This window comes from Rhodanobacter sp. FW510-R10, from assembly GCF_058781105.1.
In genome coordinates this window covers 704,873-724,211 of sequence record NZ_JBYSWL010000001.1, presented here as the reverse complement: position 1 = coordinate 724,211, position 19,339 = coordinate 704,873, and the positions used below count along the sequence as shown (strand labels likewise).

Genomic DNA, 19,339 nt, shown 5'->3' with positions numbered 1-19,339 from the left:
GGCGCGGTGCACAATACCATACTAATCAGTTTAGATATAGAGAGTACACGAAATGGTATGCGCCCGATGTACGACAGGAAGTGAAAGAACAGGGGCGCGCAGCAAGAAGCAGCATCGTCTGGACGCCACTCCCGCTTCGCACCCCGCACTTTCCGCTCGCCTCCGACTGGTTGCCCGTTCAGCGCTTCAGCAAGGCCCGGGCTTTCTGCACTACGTGTTCGACCGTGTAGCCGAATTCGCGCAGCAACACCTCGGCGGGCGCTGACGCGCCGAAGTGCTCGATCGAGAGCATGTCGCCGCGGGGGCCGAAATACCGTTCCCAACCTTGGGCGACGCCGGCCTCCACCACCAGGCGGGCGCCGACTGCAGGTGGCAGCACGCTGTCGCGGTAGGCCTGCGGTTGCGCATCAAACAGTTCCCAGCTCGGCATCGACACGCAGCGCACGGCCACCCGGTGTTGCCGCAGCTGGTCCGCGGCGGCGAGGATCAGGCTGACCTCGGAGCCGGTGCCGATCAGGATCAATTCGGGATCCTTGCCTTGTTCGGGATCGAGCACGTAGGCGCCCTGCTGCAGGCCACCGGCGCTGGCGTAACGCTGGCGGTCGATCGTCGGCAGGTTCTGGCGGCTCAGCGACAGGAGCACCGGCCGGCCCTTGGACTGCACCGCGACCTTCCACGCTTCGGCCGTTTCGTTCGCGTCGGCGGGGCGGATCACGGTCAGGTTGGGAATCGCGCGCAGGCTGGCCAATTGTTCGATCGGCTGGTGCGTCGGGCCATCCTCGCCAAGCGCGATGCTGTCGTGGGTGAAGACATGCACGATGTGCAGGCCCATCAAGGCGGCCAGGCGGATCGCCGGCCGCATGTAGTCGGAGAAGATCAGGAACGTCGCGCCATAGGGCAGAAAGCCGCCGTGCACCGCCAGGCCGTTCACGATCGCGCCCATCGCGTGTTCGCGCACGCCAAAGTGCAGGTTGCGGCCGGCATAGCTCCAGCCGCCGCCATCCGATCCTTCCTTGTCCATGCCCGGCCGCAGCGGTGGATTGAAGTCACCGAGGCCCTTCAGGGCGGTGAACGTGGAGGGGTCGAGATCGGCCGAGCCACCAGTCAAGGCCGGCAGTTTCGTGGCGAACGCGTTCATCACCTTGCCACCCGCGACGCGGGTGGAAACGCCCTTCGGGTCGGCGGGGAAGACCGGGATGTCCACGTCCCAGCCGGCCGGCAGCTCGCCTTGCAGGCGCGCACGCAATTCCCTGGCGAGGTCGGGGTGCGCGGCCGCGTAGGCGTCCATCCGAGCGGACCAGTCCGCCTGCGCCCGTTGCCCGCGCCGCACCGCCTCGCGGAAGTGCGCCAACGCGTCCTCCGGCACGAAAAAGTCGGCGTCGGCGGGCCAGCCCAGCTTCTGCTTGGTCAGCTTCACGTCCTCGACGCCAAGCGGCGAGCCGTGCGACTTGTAACTGTCCTGCTTGGGCGAGCCGTAGCCAATATGCGTGCGCACCAGGATCAGCGACGGCCGCGCGGCATCGGCCCGGGCTTCGTCCAGTGCGGCGTCGAGCGCGTCGAGGTCGTTGCCGTCCTCCACGCGGATGGTCTGCCAGCCGTAGGCTTCGAAGCGCTTGCCCCGATTCTCGGAGAACGTGATATCGGCACCCGCGGCCAGGGTCACTTCGTTGTCGTCATACAGGCAGATGAGCTTGCCGAGCTGAAGGTGTCCGGCCAGCGATGCCGCCTCGGAGGCCACGCCCTCCATCAAGTCGCCGTCGCTGACGATGGCCCAGGTGTGGTGGTCGATCACGGTGTGGCCTTCGCGGTTGTAGCGCGCGGCCAGGTTCGCCTCGCCGATGGCCATGCCGACGCTGTTGGCCAGGCCCTGCCCCAGCGGGCCCGTGGTGACTTCGACGCCCGGTGTGTGGCCGTACTCCGGATGGCCCGGGGTCTTGCTGCCCCATTGGCGAAAATGCTTGATGTCATCCAGTGACACGTCGTAGCCGGTGGCGAAGAGCAGGCTGTAGAGCAGGGCCGAGCCGTGCCCAGCCGACAGCACGAAGCGGTCGCGATCGGCCCAGTGCGGATCCTGCGGGTTGTATTTCATATGCCGCGTCCACAGCGCGTAGGCCATCGGCGCCGCATCCAACGGCAGGCCCGGATGCCCACTGTTCGCGTGTTGAACCATGTCCACCGACAGGAAGCGGAGCGTGTTGACACATTGCTGATCGAGCGCGTTGGACATCGGTTTCTCCGGATGGGATTCGATAAAGGCAATCCGCCTATTGTAGGTGCCTGCCCGCGACCAATGGGGCAGCATCCCGGCGTTTAGGTGGGAGCCCATGAGGAGCTCCCACTGTTCAACCGAGCGCGGCGTCGACGATGCCCTGCGCTTCCTTGAGCAGGCTCTGCAGGTGGCTCTCGCTCTTGAAGCTCTCGGCGTAAATCTTGTAGATCGCCTCGGTGCCCGAGGGCCGCGCCGCGAACCAGCCGCTGGCGGCCACGACTTTGATGCCACCAATGGACGCGTCGTTGCCGGGGGCCTTGTCCAGCACCTGTTCGATTTTTTCACCGGCGAGCCGCGTGTCCGTCACCTGCCCGGGCGAGAGTTTGGCCAATTTGGCCTTCTGCTCCGGCGTCGCCGCGGCTTCCACGCGATCACTGAAGGGCGTGCCGAGGTCCTTGGTCAGTTGCGCATAGAGCTCGCCGGGATCCTTGCCCAGGCGCGCGGTGATCTCGGCCGAGAGCAAGGCGGGCACCAGGCCGTCCTTGTCGGTGGTCCACACCGTGCCGTCGCGGCGCAGCAGTGAGGCGCCGGCGCTTTCCTCACAGCCAAAGCCGAGCGACCCGTCGAACAGTCCGGCGGAGAACCACTTGAAGCCGACTGGCACTTCGTACAGCCGGCGCCCGAGGCGCTTGACCACGCGGTCGATCAGCGCGGTGCTGACCAGGGTCTTGCCCACCGCGGCCTGCGAGCTCCATTGCGGCCGGTGGCGGAACAGATAATCCACCAGCACCGACAAGTAATGGTTCGGCTCCAGCAGGCCGCTGCTGCGCGCGACCACGCCGTGGCGGTCGTGGTCGGTGTCGCAGGCAAACGCGATGTCGTATTTGTCCTTCAGCCCAATCAGGCGCTGCATGGCGTAGCGCGAGGAGGGGTCCATGCGTATCTTGCCGTCCCAGTCCACGCTCATGAACGCAAATTGCGGATCGACCACGTCGCTGACCACGGTCAGGTCGAGCCCGTAGCGCTCGGCAATCGGAGCCCAGTAGTGCACCCCGGCGCCGCCCAGCGGGTCGACGCCCATGTGCACATGGGCGCCACGGATTGCGTCGAAATCGACGACCTTGGCGAGATCGGTGACATAGGCCTCGAGGTAATCGTGTTCATGCGTGGTCGCGGCCTGGCGCGCCTGTGCGTATGGCATGTGCTTGACGCCAGCAAGCTTCGCCTCGAGCAACGCGTTTGCGCGCTTCTGGATCCAGCCGGTGACCTCGGTGTCCGCCGGGCCGCCGTTTGGCGGGTTGTACTTGAAGCCGCCGTTGTCCGGCGGGTTGTGCGAGGGAGTAATGACGATGCCGTCGGCGAGGCCGGTGCGGCGCCCGCGGTTGTAGACCAGGATCGCGTGCGACACCGCCGGCGTCGGGGTGAACTCGCCGCCGCGGGAAATCATGGTTTCGACACCATTCGCCGCCAGCACTTCCAGCGCGTTCTCGAACGCCGGCCCGGACAGGGCGTGGGTGTCGGCGCCAATGAACACCGGCCCATTGATGCCGTGAGCCTTGCGGTACTCGCAGATCGCCTGGCTGATCGCGAGGATGTGCGCGGCATTGAAGCTGCGCGCGAGGGAACTGCCGCGATGGCCGGAGGTGCCGAAAGCCACGCGCTGGGTGGGTTCGGCCGGGTCGGGCGTAAGCTCGCTGTAGGCGGCGAGCAAGGCGGACACGTCGACGAGGATCGATTTGGGCGCGGGCTTGCCCGCGAGGGGATTGATCTGCTGGCTCATGGATTTTTGCTGGCCGTTGCTGCGGATATGGATGTGGCGCCGTCGCGCAGGGTGCGATAGCGCCGGACCAGCTCGTTCGTAGATCCGTCGTGGTGCAGGGGCGGAAGTTCGTCGGCGGTGAGCTCGGCAATCGTGGTCTTGGCCAGCTGCTTGCCGAGTTCCACACCCCATTGGTCGAAGGAATCGATGCCCCAGATCACACCCTGCACAAACACGCTGTGCTCGTACAGCGCCACCAGGGTGCCGAGTGCGTAGGGCGTGAGCCGCTGGGCAAGGATGGTCGTGCTGGGCCGGTTGCCCTCGAACGTGCGGTGCGGCACCAGGGCTTCGGCGACGCCTTCGGCGCGCACCTGCGCCGCGGTCTTGCCGAAGGCGAGCGCTTCGCCTTGGGCGATCAAATTCGCGAGCAGCAGGTCGTGCTGGTCACCGCCTGCCTGGTGCACCGGCACGGGATTCAAGGCCTGCGCAAAGCCGATGAAGTCGCAGGGCACCAGACGCGTGCCCTGGTGCAGCAGCTGATAGAACGAGTGCTGGCCGTTCGTGCCTGGTTCGCCCCAATAGATTGGACCGGTGGTGTAGCCAACCGGTGCGCCTTCCAGGGTGACGTGCTTGCCGTTGCTCTCCATGGTCAACTGCTGCAGATAGGCGGGAAAGCGCTTCAGGTATTGTTCGTAGGGCAACACGGCCACTGTCGCCGCGCCCAGGAAGTTGCTGTTCCACACTGCGAGCAAGCCCATCAGGGCCGGCAGGTTGTACGCGAGGGGCGCGTTGCGGAAGTGCTCGTCCATGGCGTGGAAGCCGGCCAGCATCTCGCCAAAACGTGGCGCGCCGATCGCCAGCATAGTGGACAAACCAATCGCCGAGTCCATCGAATAGCGGCCGCCGACCCAGTCCCAGAAGCCGAACATGTTCTCGGCAGCGATGCCGAACTTCGCCACTTCATCCGCGTTCGTCGAGACCGCGACGAAGTGCTTGGCCACCGCCGCCTCGTCACCCAGCGCGGCCAGGCACCAGCGTCGCGCAGCGTGTGCGTTGGTCAGCGTCTCCAGCGTGGTGAAGGTCTTGGAGCAGATGATGAACAAGGTTTCGGCAGGATCGAGGTCGCGCGTGGCCTCGCTGAAATCGGTGCCGTCGACGTTGGACACGAAGCGGAACGTCATGCTCCGGTCGCTGTAGGCGCGCAGCGCCTCGTAGGCCATCACCGGGCCAAGGTCGGAACCGCCGATGCCGACGCTGATGACGTTGCGCAAGCGTTTGCCGGTGTGCCCGCGCCGCTCGCCGCTGCGCACGCCGTCACTGAACGCGGCCATCCGCTCCAGCACGACATGCACGTCAGGCACCACGTCGTGGCCGCGCACCAGGATTTTCTCGCCCTTGGGCGCGCGCAGGGCCACGTGCAGCGCCGGCCGGTCCTCGCTGGTGTTGATGGTATCGCCGCGAAACATGGAGGCAATCCGCTGCGGCAGGCCGCAGGCTTGCGCCAGCGCATCGAGCAGGCGCATCGTCTCGGCGTCGATGCGTTGCTTGGCATAGTCCAGGTACAGGCCGACGGCCTCGGCGGTGTAGCGTTCACCGCGTTGAGGATCGTCGGCGAAGAGCTCGCGAAGGTGCCGTCCGCCAATCTGCGCGGCATGCCGTTGCAGTGCCTGCCACTGCGGTCGCGCGGTGAGTTCCGCTGCGTTCATGGCGCCGCCTTGGCGGGTGCTTCGGAACCCAGCGCGCCAGCCTTGTCGACGAGGCGTTGCAGCAGCTCCTTCCAGGACTTGACGAAGGCTGCGGCACCATCGTGCTGCAGCTTTTCGGCGAGCGCGCCGATGTCCACGCCGGCGGCGGCGATCTTGGCGACCACGGCATCGGCATCGCCGCCGTCCGCCGGCAGCGCGCTGCCCACGGTGCCGTGGTCGGCGAAGGCCAGCAGGGTCTTGTCCGGGATCGTGTTGATCGTGTCCGGTGCCGCCAGGGCGTCGATATACATCGTGTCGGGAGCGGCCGGGTCCTTGGTGCCGGTGCTGGCCCACAACACGCGTTGCACGGGCGCACCCGCGGCGGCGAGTTTCTTCCAGCGCGGCGAGGCCAGCAGTTCACGGTAGGCGCGATAGGTCTGCCTTGCCACGGCGATGCCGAGCCGGTTGTGCAGTTCCTCCGGCAGCTGCGGGTTGGCGGCCACGTCCCAGCGGCTGACGAACAGCGAGGCGACGGAATGCACCCGGGGGTCGAGCCCGACCTTGAGGCGTCGCTCGATGCCGCGCATGTAGGCCTCGGCAACGGCCTGGTATTGCGCACGCGAGAACAACAAGGTGACGTTGATCGGTACGCCGGCGTAGATGCTTTCCTCGATCGCGGGCACGCCTTCGCGCGTGCCGGGAATCTTGACGAACAAGTTCGCGCAGCGCGCCTGGTTGTGGATGCGCCGCGCCGCGGCAACGCTACCTGCGGTGTCGTGGGCCAGCAGCGGTGAGACCTCCATCGATACCCAGCCATCCATATGCCCGCTGGCGGCAAAGGCCGGCTCGAACAGCTTGGCGGCACGACGCAGGTCGTCCAATGCCAGCTCGATGAACAGCGCCTCGCCGGAGAGGCCGTGGCGCAGGCCATCCTGGATGCCGGCATCGTAGGCGTCACCGCTGCCAATGGCCTTGTCAAAAATGCTGGGATTGGAGGTCAGTCCGGTGATGGCGTCTTCGGCGATGTAGCGCGCGAGCGTGCCATCGTCCAACAGGCTTCGGGTGATGTTGTCCAGCCATAGGCTCTGGCCCATCTGGCGGAGTGCTTGGGTGGCTTGCATGGGTATCTCCTTGCAGCTTGCGGACGCTGCAGTCAAATGTCGGCCAGCGGTGCGGCCGCTGCCGCGCGCCTGAAATCCTCGGGCGCAAAATCACGAACGTCGCCGATACGCTCCACCTGGAGGTCCGGCGCGGGCTCGATGTCCGGCCCGGCTTGCTGCGCGTAGTGGCCCTGGCGCACGAACACCGTGGTCAACCGTGCGCCCATGTGCTGCTTCATTTGCGCCAGCACCCGTGCCTTGTCGTCGAGCATCACGTAATGGCCGGCTGGGTAAAGCGTCTGCACCGCCGCGAGCATTTCCTGCTTGTGCACGAAAACCATCACCTCACCGTGCAGCGCCTCCCATAGCCCGCTGCGCCGGATCTTGTGGGGCTGCAGGACGGCATCGCCGTCAGACAGGATCGCCGTGGGGCCCAGTGCCTGCAGGTGCGCGACCGTCGCCAGCGCCTGGGGGTAGAGGTTGCCGGCGTAGGCATAGGCGAGTATCCATTCGCCCAGCCGCAGGATTGCCGGCTCGGCTTCCAGCTCCACGCGCAGGCGCTGCAGGGCGCCGAAGTAGTCGGCATAGCCTACGTCGTCGCGCAGCGCTTCGTACAGTTGCCAGTAGCGGTCGCGGCCGCTCGCGCCAAAATCGTTCCGCAGGCGCGCGCCGAGATCGGCGGCAAAGCGGTCGTTGTCGAACAAGGTGTTGTCGACGTCCAGCAGGAACACGCAGGCGACTGGCTTGCCGCCGCTCAGCATGGCTTGGTGGCCTCTACCGCTGGGTTGTGCCAGCCCTCGGCGCTGGTGACGACGTGCTGGGCCACGGCTGGGCCCCAACTGCCCGGCTCGTAGAGCTCCACTCCGTGTTCGTGCTTCAAGGCAGGGTCCACCACCGCCCACGCCGCCTCCACGCTCTCGTCGCTGGTGAAGAGGCCGTTGTCGCCGCGCAAGGCGTCACCCAGCAGGCGTTCGTACGGCGACTTGACAGGTCCCGGTCGATGCCTGGCCACCAGCTCCACTGGCTCGCCCTGCATGGATTCACCGGCGCGCTTGACGCGCGTGCCTTCGGCGATGACCACGTCGGGACTCAGGCGGAAGCGGAAGTAGTTCGACAGTGGCGGGGTGATCGGGTCGAAGATCGATAGCGGCGGTGGCTTCATGTCCACCACCACTTCGGTGGCAGTGAGCGGCAGGTGCTTGCCGGCGCGGATGTAGAACGGCACCCCGGCCCAGCGCCAGGTGTCGATGTGCAGCGCCAGCGCCACGAAGGTTTCCACGTCCGAGTCGACAGCCACGCCGGCGATGTCGCGATAGCCCTTGAATTGACCGCGCACGACGTCGCGCGGGTTGAGCGGGCGCATGGCGCGGAACAGGCGCAGCTTTTCGGCGCGCAACGAGGTCGGGTCGCTGCCCACTGGGGCGTCCATCGCCAGCAGCGAGGTCACCTGCAGCAGGTGGTTCTGCAACACGTCGCGGATCGCCCCCACGCTGTCGTAGAACGCGCCGCGCCCGGCCACGCCGAAATCCTCGGCCATGGTGATTTGCACGCTGTCGACGTAGCGGTTGTTCCACACCGGCTCAAGCACGGTGTTGGCGAAGCGGAAGTACAGCAGGTTCTGCACCGGCTCCTTGCCCAGGTAATGGTCGATGCGGAAGATCGATGCTTCGGGAAACACTTCATGCAAGGTGCGGTTGAGTTGCCGCGCCGAAGCCAGGTCGCGGGCAAAGGGCTTCTCCACCACCACGCGCGCATCCTTCGCGCAACTGGCCTGATTGAGGTTCGTCACCACCGTCGAGAAGAAGCTGGGTGGTATGGCCAGGTAGTGCAGTGGCCGCTTGGCCTCGCCCAGGACCTTGCGCAACTGGACGAAGGTGGCTGGGTCGTTGTAGTCACCATCGACGTAGTCCAAGTGGCCGGCCAGTTGGGCGAACGCCGCCTCGTCGGGGCTGCCGCCGCTGTCCCGGGCCGCTTCGGCCAGGCTGTCGTGGGCACGTTGCCGGAGTTTCTCGACACTCCACCCCGAATGCGCCACGCCAATGATTGGCATGTCCAGTTCGCCGTGCTGGGTCAGCGCCTGCAACGCGGGAAAAATCTTCTTATAGGCGAGGTCGCCGGTGGCGCCAAAGAAAACCAACGCATCCGAACGGGGTGTAGCCATGATGGTTGGGTGCTCCATGCGAGGGAGGGAACGTGGCGACGTCGATGGCGACGTCAGGGTCGCCCGGAGCATGCATCTTGCCACCGTTGTCCGGGAGCCGCGGCCAGACGCCAAGTGTGCGCGCGCGCAGGTGAAGCAGGCGTGTGCCGCAGGTGTCCGGAGGCTTCCACCGCCCAGCCTCCCCGGGTCGTCGTCGTCGCATGCGGCACGGGTGCCCACTCCGCGCCACACGATCGCGATACGATGGCAGGACATGCGCAGCGGCAGGAGCGGGTTCAGGCATGAATGCGGCATCTGACACGACCCCCACACCCGAAGACATTGGCCAGGCCCGGCAGCGCCTCGGCGAGCGCATCCGCCAAACTCCGGTGTGGGCGTGGCGTGGCGATGCGATTGCCGCGGCGGCCGGACCACGGACCCAGGTCCTGCTGAAACTTGAACTGTTCCAGTACACCGGTACATTCAAGGCACGCGGCGCACTGTTGAACACACTGGCGCTGGACGAGGAGGCCAGGCGTCGCGGGGTGACGGCGGTGAGCGCGGGCAATCATGCCATTGCCACCGCGTTTGCCGCGCGCGCCGTGGGCACCAGCGCCAAGGTGGTCATGCCGAAGACCGCGAACCCGGCGCGGGTTGCCGCGTGTCGTGCCTACGGCGCCGAGGTCGTCCTGGCGGAAGACGTGTATGCCGCGTTCGAGGAGGTCGAGCGCATCCGCAAGGCGGAAGGCCGCAGCTTCGTGCACCCGTTCGAAGGCGAATTGACCGCGCTCGGCACCGCCACGGTGGGCTACGAGCTCGCGCGGCAGGCACCGGACCTGGACGCCGTGGTCGTGCCGATTGGCGGTGGCGGGTTGATTGCCGGCATTGCCTGCGCGGTCAAACAGATGCAGCCGCGCTGCAAGGTCTATGGCGTCGAGCCGGTCGGCGCCGACAGCATGAGCCGCAGTTTCCGCGCCGGCGCACCGCAGCGACTGGAGCGCGTCGACACCATCGCTGACAGCCTGGCCGCGCCGTACGCCTTGCCTTACACCTATGGACTGGCGCGGCGCTTTGTCGATGACATCGTCACCATCCCCGACGTGGCCATGCAACAAGCCATGGGCCTGCTGTTCACCGACATGAAGCTCGCTGTCGAACCGGCTGCTGCTGCCGCCACGGCCGCCCTGTGCGGTCCGCTGCGCGAACGCGTCGAGGGCCAACGGGTGGCCGTGATCGTGTGCGGATCGAACATCGACCTGCCGAGTTTTGCCCGGCAGGCGCAGGTTGGGGTCTTGCCGCCGCCAGCGGCCGGCTGAAGCCGACACGACATACGGCCGTGGCAGGGTGGAGCGGCCTCCCCCGCGTGGTCGCGGTACCATGCCGCACATGGAGATCTTCAAGACCTTCACGTTTGAAGCTGCGCATCGTCTGCCGCATGTGCCGGCCGGACACAAGTGCGCACGTCTGCACGGCCACTCCTTCGTCGTGGAGATCCATGTCACCGGTCCGCTAGGAGCCGACAGCGGTTGGGTGCTCGACTTCGCCGACATCAAGCAGGCGTTCGGGCCCCTGCACGAGCTGCTCGACCACCACTATCTCAACGAGGTCGAAGGCCTGGACAACCCGACCAGCGAGCGCATCGCCGTCTGGCTGTGGGAGCGCTTGCAGCCAAGCCTGCCACTGCTGTCCGAGGTCGTGGTGCGCGAAACCTGCACCTCGGGCTGCCGCTATCGCGGTGAACGTGGGAGCCTACCGGCCTGAGAGTCGAGGTATGCGGCGGCGCAGCGAAGATATAGAGGAGCGCGACCTATTGATGTAGTTGAATATGTTGTAAACACATGGCGGTAATCATCAGAATATGTTGCATTGCACCAAAAGCCTTGCTAGAGTGTGCCTCAACACCCACCCTTTGTGAGGACACCACCATGACCCAGCAACTCAACAACCAGTTGTTCAGCTTCACCAAGCAGTTCACCGACAATGTGTTCAAGGCTCAGGCCCTTACGTTGAAGAGCCTGGAGGCCGTCGCCGGCAAGCAGCTCAAGGCGCTAGAGGAGCAGAGTCAGATTTCCGCCGATTTCGTGGCCGAAGCCATGGATACCCGCGACGTCGATGGCCTGCGCAGCCTGTGGGAAAAGGGCGCCGCCCTGAACCGTGAGAGCGCCGAGCGTTCGGTCGCCTTGTCGCAGGACATCCTGGCAATCACGCAGAAGACCGCCGAGTCGTTGAACGCCCTGCTGCAGGAGCAGCGTCAGGCTGCCAACGATGCGGTTGCCGCTCCGGTTGCCGCAGCCAAGAAGGCCGCCAAGTAAATAAACCATGTTGACAGGCGGCGCGTCGTTTTGTCGCACGAGAAAGCCGGACCCCAGGTCCGGCTTTTTCATGTCCGGCTGCAGTGGCGCAGCCGACCCGGCGCTCCCGTCGCCTGGCCGATTCAAGTTGTCGCGGCGGAGCCGCAAGAGGTCGCCGCAATGCCCCCGCCGGTTTGTGAAAATGGGAGTGGCCTGTTAAACTTCAAAGGCTTTGTGACGCGGTTTTCAGTGCGGTTTCGCTGCACGCGTCCAGGCCGGGTCCGGTTGGCGGATGAGTCCAGATGATCAACTCCATTGCTGCAAGTCGCCGTTTGGCGACACGCGTGCTGGCATGGCAGCTGGCCCTGGTTCTGGTGGCAGCGGCGCTGTTCATGTTGCACGATGCGCGGGCGGCATTGGCGGCGGCACTGGGCGGGACGCTGGTCGTGCTGGGAACGGCGGTCCTGGGCCTGCGCTTGTTTGCCGGCCGGCAACGGATTGGTGCAGGCATGGCGTTGGTCGATCTGCTGGTCGGCATGATATTGAAGTGGATGGTTTTCATCGTGGGCTTGTATGTGTTGCTGGCGCTGTGGCGGATGCCCGCCCTGGCGGTACTGGCGGGCATGGGAGCGGCCATGGCGGTTAATTTGTTCGCACTGCGATTCAAGGAACAGGCATGAGCACCGAAGCGCCCGTGGGGCTCTCCGAGTACATCACCCACCACCTCGGCAACCTGACCGTCGAGGTGGGCCCAGGCGGCTTCTGGACCCTGCAGGTGGACACGCTTGCGGTATCACTGTTTTTTGCCGTCATCATCAGCCTCTGGTTGTGGCTGTTTGCGCGCCGCGCGTCTTCCGGCGTGCCCTCGCGCGGCCAGGCGTTCGTGGAGCTGGTGGTCGAATTCGTCGATGGCCAGGTCAAGGACGTGTTCCATGGCGATTCGCGGCTGCTCGGGCCCCTGGCCTTGACCGTGTTCCTCTGGGTCCTGTTCATGAACCTCATGGACGTGCTGCCGATCGACGCGCTGCCGCGCGCGCTGGGGCTGGCTGGGGTAGAACATTTCCGTGGCGTGCCGACCGCCGAGATCACCACCACGTTCGCCATGTCGCTCACGGTGTTCGTGCTGACCATCTTCTACAGTTTCCGGGCCAAGGGCTTTGGCGGCTACATGAAGGAAGTGTTCACTGAACCCTTCGGGCCGTGGCTGGCACCGCTCAACCTGCTGATGAACGTCATCGAGATGGTGAGCAAGCCGGTCAGCCTGGCCATGCGGTTGTTCGGCAACATGTACGCCGGCGAGCTGGTGTTCATGCTGTTGGCCGGCATGATCGGCGCGGGCAGCGCCGTGCTGTTCGGCCTGGGTGTCGTGGGTTACCTGGCCTGGGGCATCTTTGAACTGCTGATCATCCTCATCCAGGCGTTCATCTTCATGGTGCTGAGCGTGGTTTACATCGCCATGGCCCAGCAACATCACTGACTGCAATCTCACTTTCGATCAACCGATTTCCCCTGCAGGAGAATCCCGTGGAAACTTTGCAACAGCTCATCGGCAACATCCAGGCATTTACCGCCATCGGCGCGGGACTCATGGTCGGTCTGGGCGCGCTCGGCGCCTGCATCGGCATGGGCGTGATGGGTTCCAAATTCCTCGAAGCGGCGGGGCGCCAGCCGGAACTGATGCCGGTGCTGCAATCGCGCATGTTCCTGCTGGTCGGCCTGATCGACGCGTCGTTCCTGATTTCACTGGCCATCGGCCTGTTCTTCGCCTTCAGCAATCCGCTGCTGCAAGCGGTCAGGACTGCGGCCGGCGGCTGATGCTGTCTGGTCCGCTTGAGTTTGAGTCCATTCCTGCTGAACCACGGGTAGCGTATCCATGAACCTCAATGCCACGCTCATTGGCGAAGCCATCGCCTTTGCATTGCTGATCTGGTTTTGCATGCACTTCATCTGGCCACCGCTGTTGAATGCGATCAGCGAGCGCCAGAAGAAGATTGCCGACGGCCTCGACGCCGCCGAACGCGCGCGCGCCGAGTTGAAGCAGGCTGGCACGCAGGTGGCAGATGAGGTGCGCAAGGCCCGCCAGCAGGCGAACGAGATCCTGGGGCAGGCCCAGCAACAGGCAAACCAGGTCATGGAAAAGGCGCGCGCCGACGCGCAGCAGGAAGTCGGCCGCCAGCAGCTCACGGCCCAGGCCAATCTTGAGCGCATGACCCAGAACGCCAGGGAGCAGTTGCGCGACCAGGTCGCCAGCCTGGCCGTGCAGGGTGCCTCACGGATCCTGCAGCGCGAGGTCGACCCGGCGGTGCACAAGGCACTGCTGGACCAGTTGGTCGCCGAGATCTGACCGGCCATGGAGACTGCGACCCTGGCTCGACCCTACGCGCGTGCCGCCTTTGAAGTGGCGCGGGACACAGCCTCGCTCGAGACCTGGTCCAAGGCCCTGGCGTTTGCCGCGGACGTGGCGGCCGACCCGCGCATTGCCGCGTTGGGCAACGACCCGCGCGTGCTGCCCGAGCAGTTGGTGGCGCTGCATCGCCCGGCGGATGTCGCGGCGGATGCGCCCTTTGCGCAGTTCCTCGGCGAAATGGCCGAGCAGCGGCGCATGGCTGCGCTGCCGGAAGTGGCGCGGCTGTTTGAGGCGTACAAGCGCGAGTCCGAGTCGCAACTCCTGGTCAAGGTGACCAGCGCGATGGCGCTCGACGCGGCGCAGACCGAGCAGATTCGTTCCGCACTGAAGCGCCGCTTCCAGCGCGAGATCGAGCTGGAGTCGCACGTGGATCCGGCCCTGCTGGCCGGCGCCGTGATCGACACCGGCAGTGAGGTGATCGATGGTTCCGCGCGCGGCCGTCTCGCGCGCCTGTCCGCCAGCTTGGCAGTTTGAGTCAGCGCGAACCCGGTTTCGCGACCGCAAGACCGGCTCCCCGGGGCCGCGCTCCAGAACAGAATTTCGCTACCAAAAATTTGGGATGACGACCATGTCCAGCACCACCTTGAATCCATCCGAGATCAGCGAACTGATCAAGAACCGCATCGAGCAGTTCAAACTCGGTGCCGAGGCGCGCAACGAAGGCACGCTGATCAGCGTCTCCGACGGTATCGTGCGCATCCATGGCCTGGCCGATGCGATGCAGGGCGAGATGATCGAGCTGCCGGGCAACGCCATTGCCCTGGCGCTGAACCTGGAGCGTGACTCGGTCGGCGCGGTGGTGCTCGGTGACTACACGCACCTGCGCGAAGGCGATACCGCCAAGACCACGGGCCGCATCCTCGAGGTGCCGATCGGGCCCGAACTGCTCGGTCGCGTGGTCGACGCGCTGGGCAATCCCATCGATGGCAAGGGTGCAATTGGCGCCAAGCTCACCGCTCCGGTGGAGAAGGTCGCGCCGGGCGTGGTCTGGCGCCAGTCGGTCGACCAGCCGATGCAGACCGGCTACAAGTCGGTCGACTCCATGATCCCGATCGGTCGCGGCCAGCGCGAGCTGATCATCGGCGACCGCCAGACCGGCAAGACCGCGCTTGCAATCGACGCGATCATCAACCAGAAGCACTCCGGCATCAAATGCGTGTACGTGGCGATTGGCCAGAAGCGCTCGTCGATTGCGAACGTGGTGCGCAAGCTCGAGGAGCACGGTGCGCTGGCGAACACGATCGTGGTCGTCGCCTCTGCTTCCGAATCGCCGGCGTTGCAATACATCGCACCCTACTCCGGGTGCGCGATGGGCGAGTATTTCCGCGACCGCGGCCAGGACGCGCTGATCGTCTATGACGACTTGTCCAAGCAGGCCGTCGCCTACCGCCAGATCTCTCTGTTGCTGAAGCGCCCGCCGGGCCGCGAAGCCTATCCCGGCGACGTGTTCTACCTGCACAGCCGCCTGCTCGAGCGCGCCTCGCGCGTGTCCGCGGCCTATGTCGAGAAGTTCACGAACGGCGAGGTCAAGGGCAAGACCGGCTCGCTTACCGCGCTGCCGATCATCGAGACCCAAGCAGGCGACGTGTCCGCCTTCGTGCCGACGAACGTGATTTCCATTACCGACGGCCAGATCTTCCTGGAGACCGACCTGTTCAACGCCGGCATCCGCCCAGCCGTGAACGCCGGCATCTCGGTGTCGCGCGTTGGCGGCTCGGCGCAGGCCAAGATCGTCAAGAAGCTCTCCGGCGGCATCAAGCTTTCGCTGGCCCAGTTCCGCGAGCTGGCGGCGTTTGCGCAGTTTGCCTCGGACCTGGATCCGGCAACGCGCGCGCAGCTCGACCGCGGCCAGCGCGTCACCGAGCTGATGAAGCAGAAGCAGTACGCGCCATTGTCGATCGCCGAATTGGCCGTCTCGGTGTACGCCGCCGAACAGGGCTACCTGGACGACCTGGCGGTGGACAAGGTGCTGGCGTTCGAGGCTGGCCTGCATGCGTTCATGCACCAGAACCACGAGCAGCTGATGCAGGACATCGTGGCCAGCGGCAAGTGGGACAAGGACACCGAGAGCGCATTCAAGGCTGCACTGGACGACTACAAGAAGACCGGCAGTTGGTAACGCGCGGGACCAGGAGCATGTACGGTCACGTGCCGTGCCTGTCCTGCAATCTCCATACCTCCAGACGGGCAAAGCGAGCGAACTAGATGGCCAGCGGACGCGAGATCAAAACCAAGATCAAGAGCACGCAGAACATGCGCAAGGTCACGCGCGCGCTGGAAATGGTCTCGGCCTCGAAAATCCGCAAGGCGCAGGACCTGATGAAGGCGTCGCGGCCCTACGCGCGGGCGATGCGCAAGGTGATCGCGCACATCGCGCAGGCCAACACCGATTTCAGCCATCCGTTCCTGGTGCAACGCGATCCGGTCGCGCGCGTCGGCTACATCGTGGTGTCCACCGACCGCGGCCTGTGCGGCGGCCTCAACTCGAACCTGTTCCGCCGCCTGCTGCCGCAGATCCACGACTGGCAGCAACAACACGTGCAAGTGGATGTGGTGGCGATTGGGCAGAAGGCGGTGCAGTTCTTCAGCCACATCAAGAGCGTGAACCTGATCGGCAGCGCCGGCCAACTCGGCGAGCAGCCGAAGCTGGAGAAGCTGATCGGTGCGATCAAGATCATGCTTGACGCCTATCGCAGCAACGGCGTGCAGCGCGTCTTCCTGGCCTACAACGATTTCGTCAACACCATGGTGCAGAAGCCGACGATCGACGCGCTCCTGCCCCTGCCGCTGGTGGCCGCCGAAATGGAGGCGCATCAGGCCGCTGGCGAGTCGGCCTATGCCGGCGTCGCGCTGGAGCGGGCGCACACCTGGGACTACCTGTACGAGCCGGATGCCGAGACCGTGCTGGGCTATGTGCTTGACCGCTACATCGAGTCGGTCGTGTACCAGGCCTCGCTGGAGAATCTGGCCAGCGAGCACGCCGCGCGCATGGTGGCGATGAAGGGCGCTTCGGACAATGCGAACAAGGTGATCGACGAGCTGACGCTGAGCTACAACAAGGCGCGCCAGGCGGCCATCACCCAGGAAATCAGCGAGATCGTCGGCGGAGCCGCGGCGGTGTGATGTTCGACCCTTCTCCCCCGGGAGAAGGTGGCGCGCGGCGCCGGATGAGGGTGCGGGCAGGGCGCAACGCGTGGATGCCGAACCCTCACCCCAACCCCTCTCCCAATGGGAGAGGGGCCAACAAACAAGAGTTTGCAGGCTTGAGGAAATCATCAATGAACCAGGGCAAAGTGGTACAGATCATCGGCGCAGTGGTCGACGTGGAGTTTCCGCGGGACCAGGTGCCAGAGGTGTATGACGCGCTGAAGATCGACGGCACCGCCATCACGCTCGAAGTGCAGCAGCAGCTCGGCGACGGCGTCGTGCGCACGATTGCGCTGGGCTCCACCGAGGGCCTGAAGCGCGGCCTGCAGGCGCGAAACACGGGCGCCGGCATCACGGTGCCGGTCGGCAAGGCCACGCTCGGACGCATCATGGACGTGCTCGGCAATCCGATCGACGAGATCGGCCCGATCGACGCCGAAGACCACTGGGAAATCCACCGCGAGGCACCGACCTACAGCGACCAGGCGGCGGCGAGCGATGTGCTGGAAACCGGCATCAAGGTGATCGACCTGGTCTGCCCGTTTGCCAAGGGCGGCAAGGTCGGCCTGTTCGGTGGTGCCGGCGTCGGCAAGACCGTGAACATGCTGGAGCTGATCAACAACATCGCGACCCAGCACGCCGGCTTGTCGGTGTTTGCGGGCGTCGGTGAGCGCACCCGCGAGGGCAACGACTTCTACCACGAGATGCAGGAAGCCGGCGTGGTCAAGCTGGACGACCTGCCCGCGTCCAAGGTATCGATGGTCTACGGCCAGATGAACGAACCGCCGGGCAACCGCCTGCGCGTGGCGCTGACCGGCCTGACCATGGCCGAATACTTCCGCGACGAGAAGGACGCTTCCGGCAAGGGCAAGGACGTGTTGTTCTTCGTCGACAACATCTACCGCTACACCTTGGCCGGCACCGAGGTGTCCGCGCTGCTTGGCCGCATGCCCTCGGCCGTGGGCTACCAGCCGACGTTGGCCGAGGAAATGGGCGTGCTGCAGGAGCGCATCACCTCGACCAAGACCGGTTCGATCACCTCGATCCAGGCCGTGTACGTGCCTGCCGACGACTACACCGACCCGTCACCGGCCACCACGTTCGCGCATCTGGACTCGACCGTGGCGCTGTCGCGCGACATCGCCAGCCTGGGCATCTATCCCGCGGTGGACCCGCTGGCCTCGACCAGCCGCCAGCTCGATCCGCTGGTGATAGGCCAGGAGCACTACGACGTCGCCCGCCGCGTGCAAGGCACGCTCCAGCGCTACAAGGAGCTGAAGGACATCATCGCCATCCTCGGCATGGACGAGCTGAGCGAGACGGACAAGCAGACCGTCACCCGCGCGCGCAAGGTCGAGCGCTTCTTCAGCCAGCCGTTCCACGTGGCCGAGGTGTTCACCGGCGCGCCGGGCAAGTACGTGCCCCTCAAGGAAACGATCCGCGGCTTCAAGATGATCATCGACGGCGAGGTCGACCACCTGCCCGAGCAGGCGTTCTACATGGTCGGCACGATCGACGAGGCAATCAAGAAGGCCGAGGACATGGCCGCCAAGAAGGCCGCCTGAGGCGACCCTCAATCAGCATAGCGAGTGAACCCGATGGCAACCATCCGTGTCGAAATCGTCAGCGCCGAGGCCGAAATCTATTCGGCCGATGCCACCATGGTGATTGCCACCGGCGAAGCGGGCGAGCTCGGCATCGCGCCGCGGCACACGCCGTTGATCACGCGCCTCAAGCCGGGGCATGTGGATGTGTTGTTGTCCAACGGCGAGCGCCAGCAGTTCTATGTCTCCGGTGGCATGCTCGAAGTGCAGCCACAGGTGGTGACCGTGCTGGCCGACACCGCCGCACGCGCCGCCGACCTGGACGAGGCGGCCGCGCTGGCCGCGAAGAAACAGGCCGAGGACGCGCTCGCCAACGGCGGCGAGGAGCTCGACGTCACCAAGGCGCAGATCAAGCTGGCCCAGGCCATGGCGCAGCTGCAGGAGCTGGCGCGCCTGCGCCGCAACCTGCGTCACTGATGCGGGCTCAGAGTTTGTCTGGCCCGCCGCGCAACCAGCGGTCGAGCAAAGCCTTGTCGTAATACAGTGATTCGCCGCTGCGTGCGCCGGGTGCATTCAGGCCGCCCCGCAGGTAATTGAGGTCGCGCAGCACGCGCGTGCCCTCGCGCAACACCTTGCCGTCCTGATCGGTCAGCTGGAAGTTCAGGTCGATGCGCGGCGGGTAGACATCGCGCATCATGCGGATGTGGTTCGATTGCGCCCCGCTGCTGGGTTCGTACGCGCCGGCGAGCTGGATGTCGGTGATGTTCACGTGCAGCCGCTGCCCGGGTGGCAGGATCTTCTCCCCGCGCTTGAGCAGATAGTCCTTCAACTCGCCCAGATAATCGATGTGGTTGAAGCGGTCCTGCATGCCAAACATGCGGTTTTCGGCAAATTTATCCGGGTTCACGTAGGTCACCGAGACCCGGGCCGCCGACGAGGTTTCCTGCGTTGCCTGGGCCCGTGCCGGGGCCGCCGTCGACAGTGCGGCCACGGCCAGTAACACGGCGGTGAAAAGGGTGGGCAAGCTCAAGCGTTGCATGATCTATGCCTCCATGGG

The 19,339-nt window shown here is 65.5% G+C and carries 19 protein-coding genes; 12 read left to right on the top strand and 7 right to left on the bottom strand.

What is annotated here, in order from left to right; translation table 11 throughout:
• Nucleotides 1-178: 178 nt before the first annotated feature.
• From tkt to zwf, 6 genes are all read right to left on the bottom strand, one after another.
• The gene (tkt, locus tag AC3WJB_RS02915) at nucleotides 179-2,227 is read right to left on the bottom strand and encodes a transketolase (RefSeq protein WP_492678536.1); all 2,049 of its coding nucleotides are present in this window, start codon (nucleotides 2,225-2,227) and stop codon (nucleotides 179-181) included.
• A gap of 115 nt (nucleotides 2,228-2,342) precedes the next feature.
• The gene (gene pgm / locus AC3WJB_RS02910; RefSeq protein ID WP_492678534.1) at nucleotides 2,343-3,989 is read right to left on the bottom strand and encodes a phosphoglucomutase (alpha-D-glucose-1,6-bisphosphate-dependent); all 1,647 of its coding nucleotides are present in this window, start codon (nucleotides 3,987-3,989) and stop codon (nucleotides 2,343-2,345) included.
• A complete protein-coding gene (gene pgi / locus AC3WJB_RS02905) occupies nucleotides 3,986-5,674 on the bottom strand; it encodes a glucose-6-phosphate isomerase (RefSeq protein WP_492678532.1) in 1,689 nt (562 codons plus the stop codon). The genes pgm and pgi overlap by 4 nt, the downstream gene beginning before the upstream one ends.
• Nucleotides 5,671-6,774 carry a transaldolase gene (tal, locus tag AC3WJB_RS02900; RefSeq protein ID WP_492678530.1) on the bottom strand — a complete coding sequence of 368 codons (1,104 nt, stop codon included), beginning with the start codon at nucleotides 6,772-6,774 and terminating at the stop codon, nucleotides 5,671-5,673. Before tal ends, pgi begins: the two co-directional genes overlap by 4 nt.
• Before the next feature lie 32 nt (nucleotides 6,775-6,806).
• Nucleotides 6,807-7,514 (bottom strand): HAD family hydrolase, encoded by a 708-nt coding sequence (locus AC3WJB_RS02895; protein ID WP_492678528.1) that lies wholly within the window; start codon nucleotides 7,512-7,514, stop codon nucleotides 6,807-6,809.
• Nucleotides 7,508-8,914, bottom strand: a complete 1,407-nt coding sequence (zwf, locus tag AC3WJB_RS02890) for a glucose-6-phosphate dehydrogenase (RefSeq protein WP_492678526.1) — start codon at nucleotides 8,912-8,914, stop codon at nucleotides 7,508-7,510. The genes AC3WJB_RS02895 and zwf overlap by 7 nt, the downstream gene beginning before the upstream one ends.
• Nucleotides 8,915-9,195: 281 nt before the next feature.
• Here zwf and AC3WJB_RS02885 point away from each other — a divergent pair, with 281 nt between their 5' ends.
• The 12 genes from AC3WJB_RS02885 to AC3WJB_RS02830 all read left to right on the top strand — a co-directional run bounded on the left by AC3WJB_RS02885 (nucleotide 9,196) and on the right by AC3WJB_RS02830 (nucleotide 18,759).
• Nucleotides 9,196-10,209 (top strand): pyridoxal-phosphate dependent enzyme, encoded by a 1,014-nt coding sequence (locus tag AC3WJB_RS02885; protein WP_492678524.1) that lies wholly within the window; start codon nucleotides 9,196-9,198, stop codon nucleotides 10,207-10,209.
• 61 nt (nucleotides 10,210-10,270) lie between these two features.
• Nucleotides 10,271-10,654, top strand: coding sequence for a 6-carboxytetrahydropterin synthase QueD (gene queD / locus AC3WJB_RS02880; protein WP_492678522.1), 384 nt, complete (start codon nucleotides 10,271-10,273; stop codon nucleotides 10,652-10,654).
• 164 nt (nucleotides 10,655-10,818) lie between these two features.
• A complete protein-coding gene (locus AC3WJB_RS02875; protein ID WP_492678520.1) occupies nucleotides 10,819-11,205 on the top strand; it encodes a phasin family protein in 387 nt (128 codons plus the stop codon).
• Between the two features lie 281 nt (nucleotides 11,206-11,486).
• Complete coding sequence (locus AC3WJB_RS02870; protein WP_492678518.1) at nucleotides 11,487-11,864, top strand: hypothetical protein; 378 nt, start codon at nucleotides 11,487-11,489, stop codon at nucleotides 11,862-11,864.
• Nucleotides 11,861-12,661: a F0F1 ATP synthase subunit A gene (gene atpB, locus AC3WJB_RS02865; protein ID WP_492678516.1), complete on the top strand. Its 801-nt coding sequence runs from the start codon at nucleotides 11,861-11,863 to the stop codon at nucleotides 12,659-12,661. Before AC3WJB_RS02870 ends, atpB begins: the two co-directional genes overlap by 4 nt.
• A gap of 47 nt (nucleotides 12,662-12,708) precedes the next feature.
• Complete coding sequence (gene atpE / locus AC3WJB_RS02860; RefSeq protein WP_492678514.1) at nucleotides 12,709-12,999, top strand: F0F1 ATP synthase subunit C; 291 nt, start codon at nucleotides 12,709-12,711, stop codon at nucleotides 12,997-12,999.
• A 58-nt stretch (nucleotides 13,000-13,057) separates the two neighbouring features.
• Nucleotides 13,058-13,528, top strand: coding sequence for a F0F1 ATP synthase subunit B (locus AC3WJB_RS02855; protein WP_492678512.1), 471 nt, complete (start codon nucleotides 13,058-13,060; stop codon nucleotides 13,526-13,528).
• 6 nt (nucleotides 13,529-13,534) lie between these two features.
• Nucleotides 13,535-14,065 (top strand): F0F1 ATP synthase subunit delta, encoded by a 531-nt coding sequence (locus AC3WJB_RS02850; RefSeq protein WP_492678510.1) that lies wholly within the window; start codon nucleotides 13,535-13,537, stop codon nucleotides 14,063-14,065.
• 94 nt (nucleotides 14,066-14,159) lie between these two features.
• Nucleotides 14,160-15,710 (top strand): F0F1 ATP synthase subunit alpha, encoded by a 1,551-nt coding sequence (gene atpA, locus AC3WJB_RS02845; RefSeq protein ID WP_492678508.1) that lies wholly within the window; start codon nucleotides 14,160-14,162, stop codon nucleotides 15,708-15,710.
• A gap of 86 nt (nucleotides 15,711-15,796) precedes the next feature.
• Nucleotides 15,797-16,714: a F0F1 ATP synthase subunit gamma gene (gene atpG / locus AC3WJB_RS02840; protein ID WP_492678506.1), complete on the top strand. Its 918-nt coding sequence runs from the start codon at nucleotides 15,797-15,799 to the stop codon at nucleotides 16,712-16,714.
• 155 nt (nucleotides 16,715-16,869) lie between these two features.
• Nucleotides 16,870-18,303, top strand: a complete 1,434-nt coding sequence (gene atpD, locus AC3WJB_RS02835; RefSeq protein ID WP_492678504.1) for a F0F1 ATP synthase subunit beta — start codon at nucleotides 16,870-16,872, stop codon at nucleotides 18,301-18,303.
• A 33-nt stretch (nucleotides 18,304-18,336) separates the two neighbouring features.
• Nucleotides 18,337-18,759, top strand: a complete 423-nt coding sequence (locus AC3WJB_RS02830; protein ID WP_492678502.1) for a F0F1 ATP synthase subunit epsilon — start codon at nucleotides 18,337-18,339, stop codon at nucleotides 18,757-18,759.
• A gap of 7 nt (nucleotides 18,760-18,766) precedes the next feature.
• On the opposite strand, the gene AC3WJB_RS02825 is transcribed toward AC3WJB_RS02830, so the two are convergent.
• On the bottom strand, nucleotides 18,767-19,321 hold the full coding sequence (locus AC3WJB_RS02825) for a DUF3016 domain-containing protein (protein WP_492678500.1): 555 nt from the start codon (nucleotides 19,319-19,321) through the stop codon (nucleotides 18,767-18,769).
• Nucleotides 19,322-19,339 lie beyond the last annotated feature (18 nt).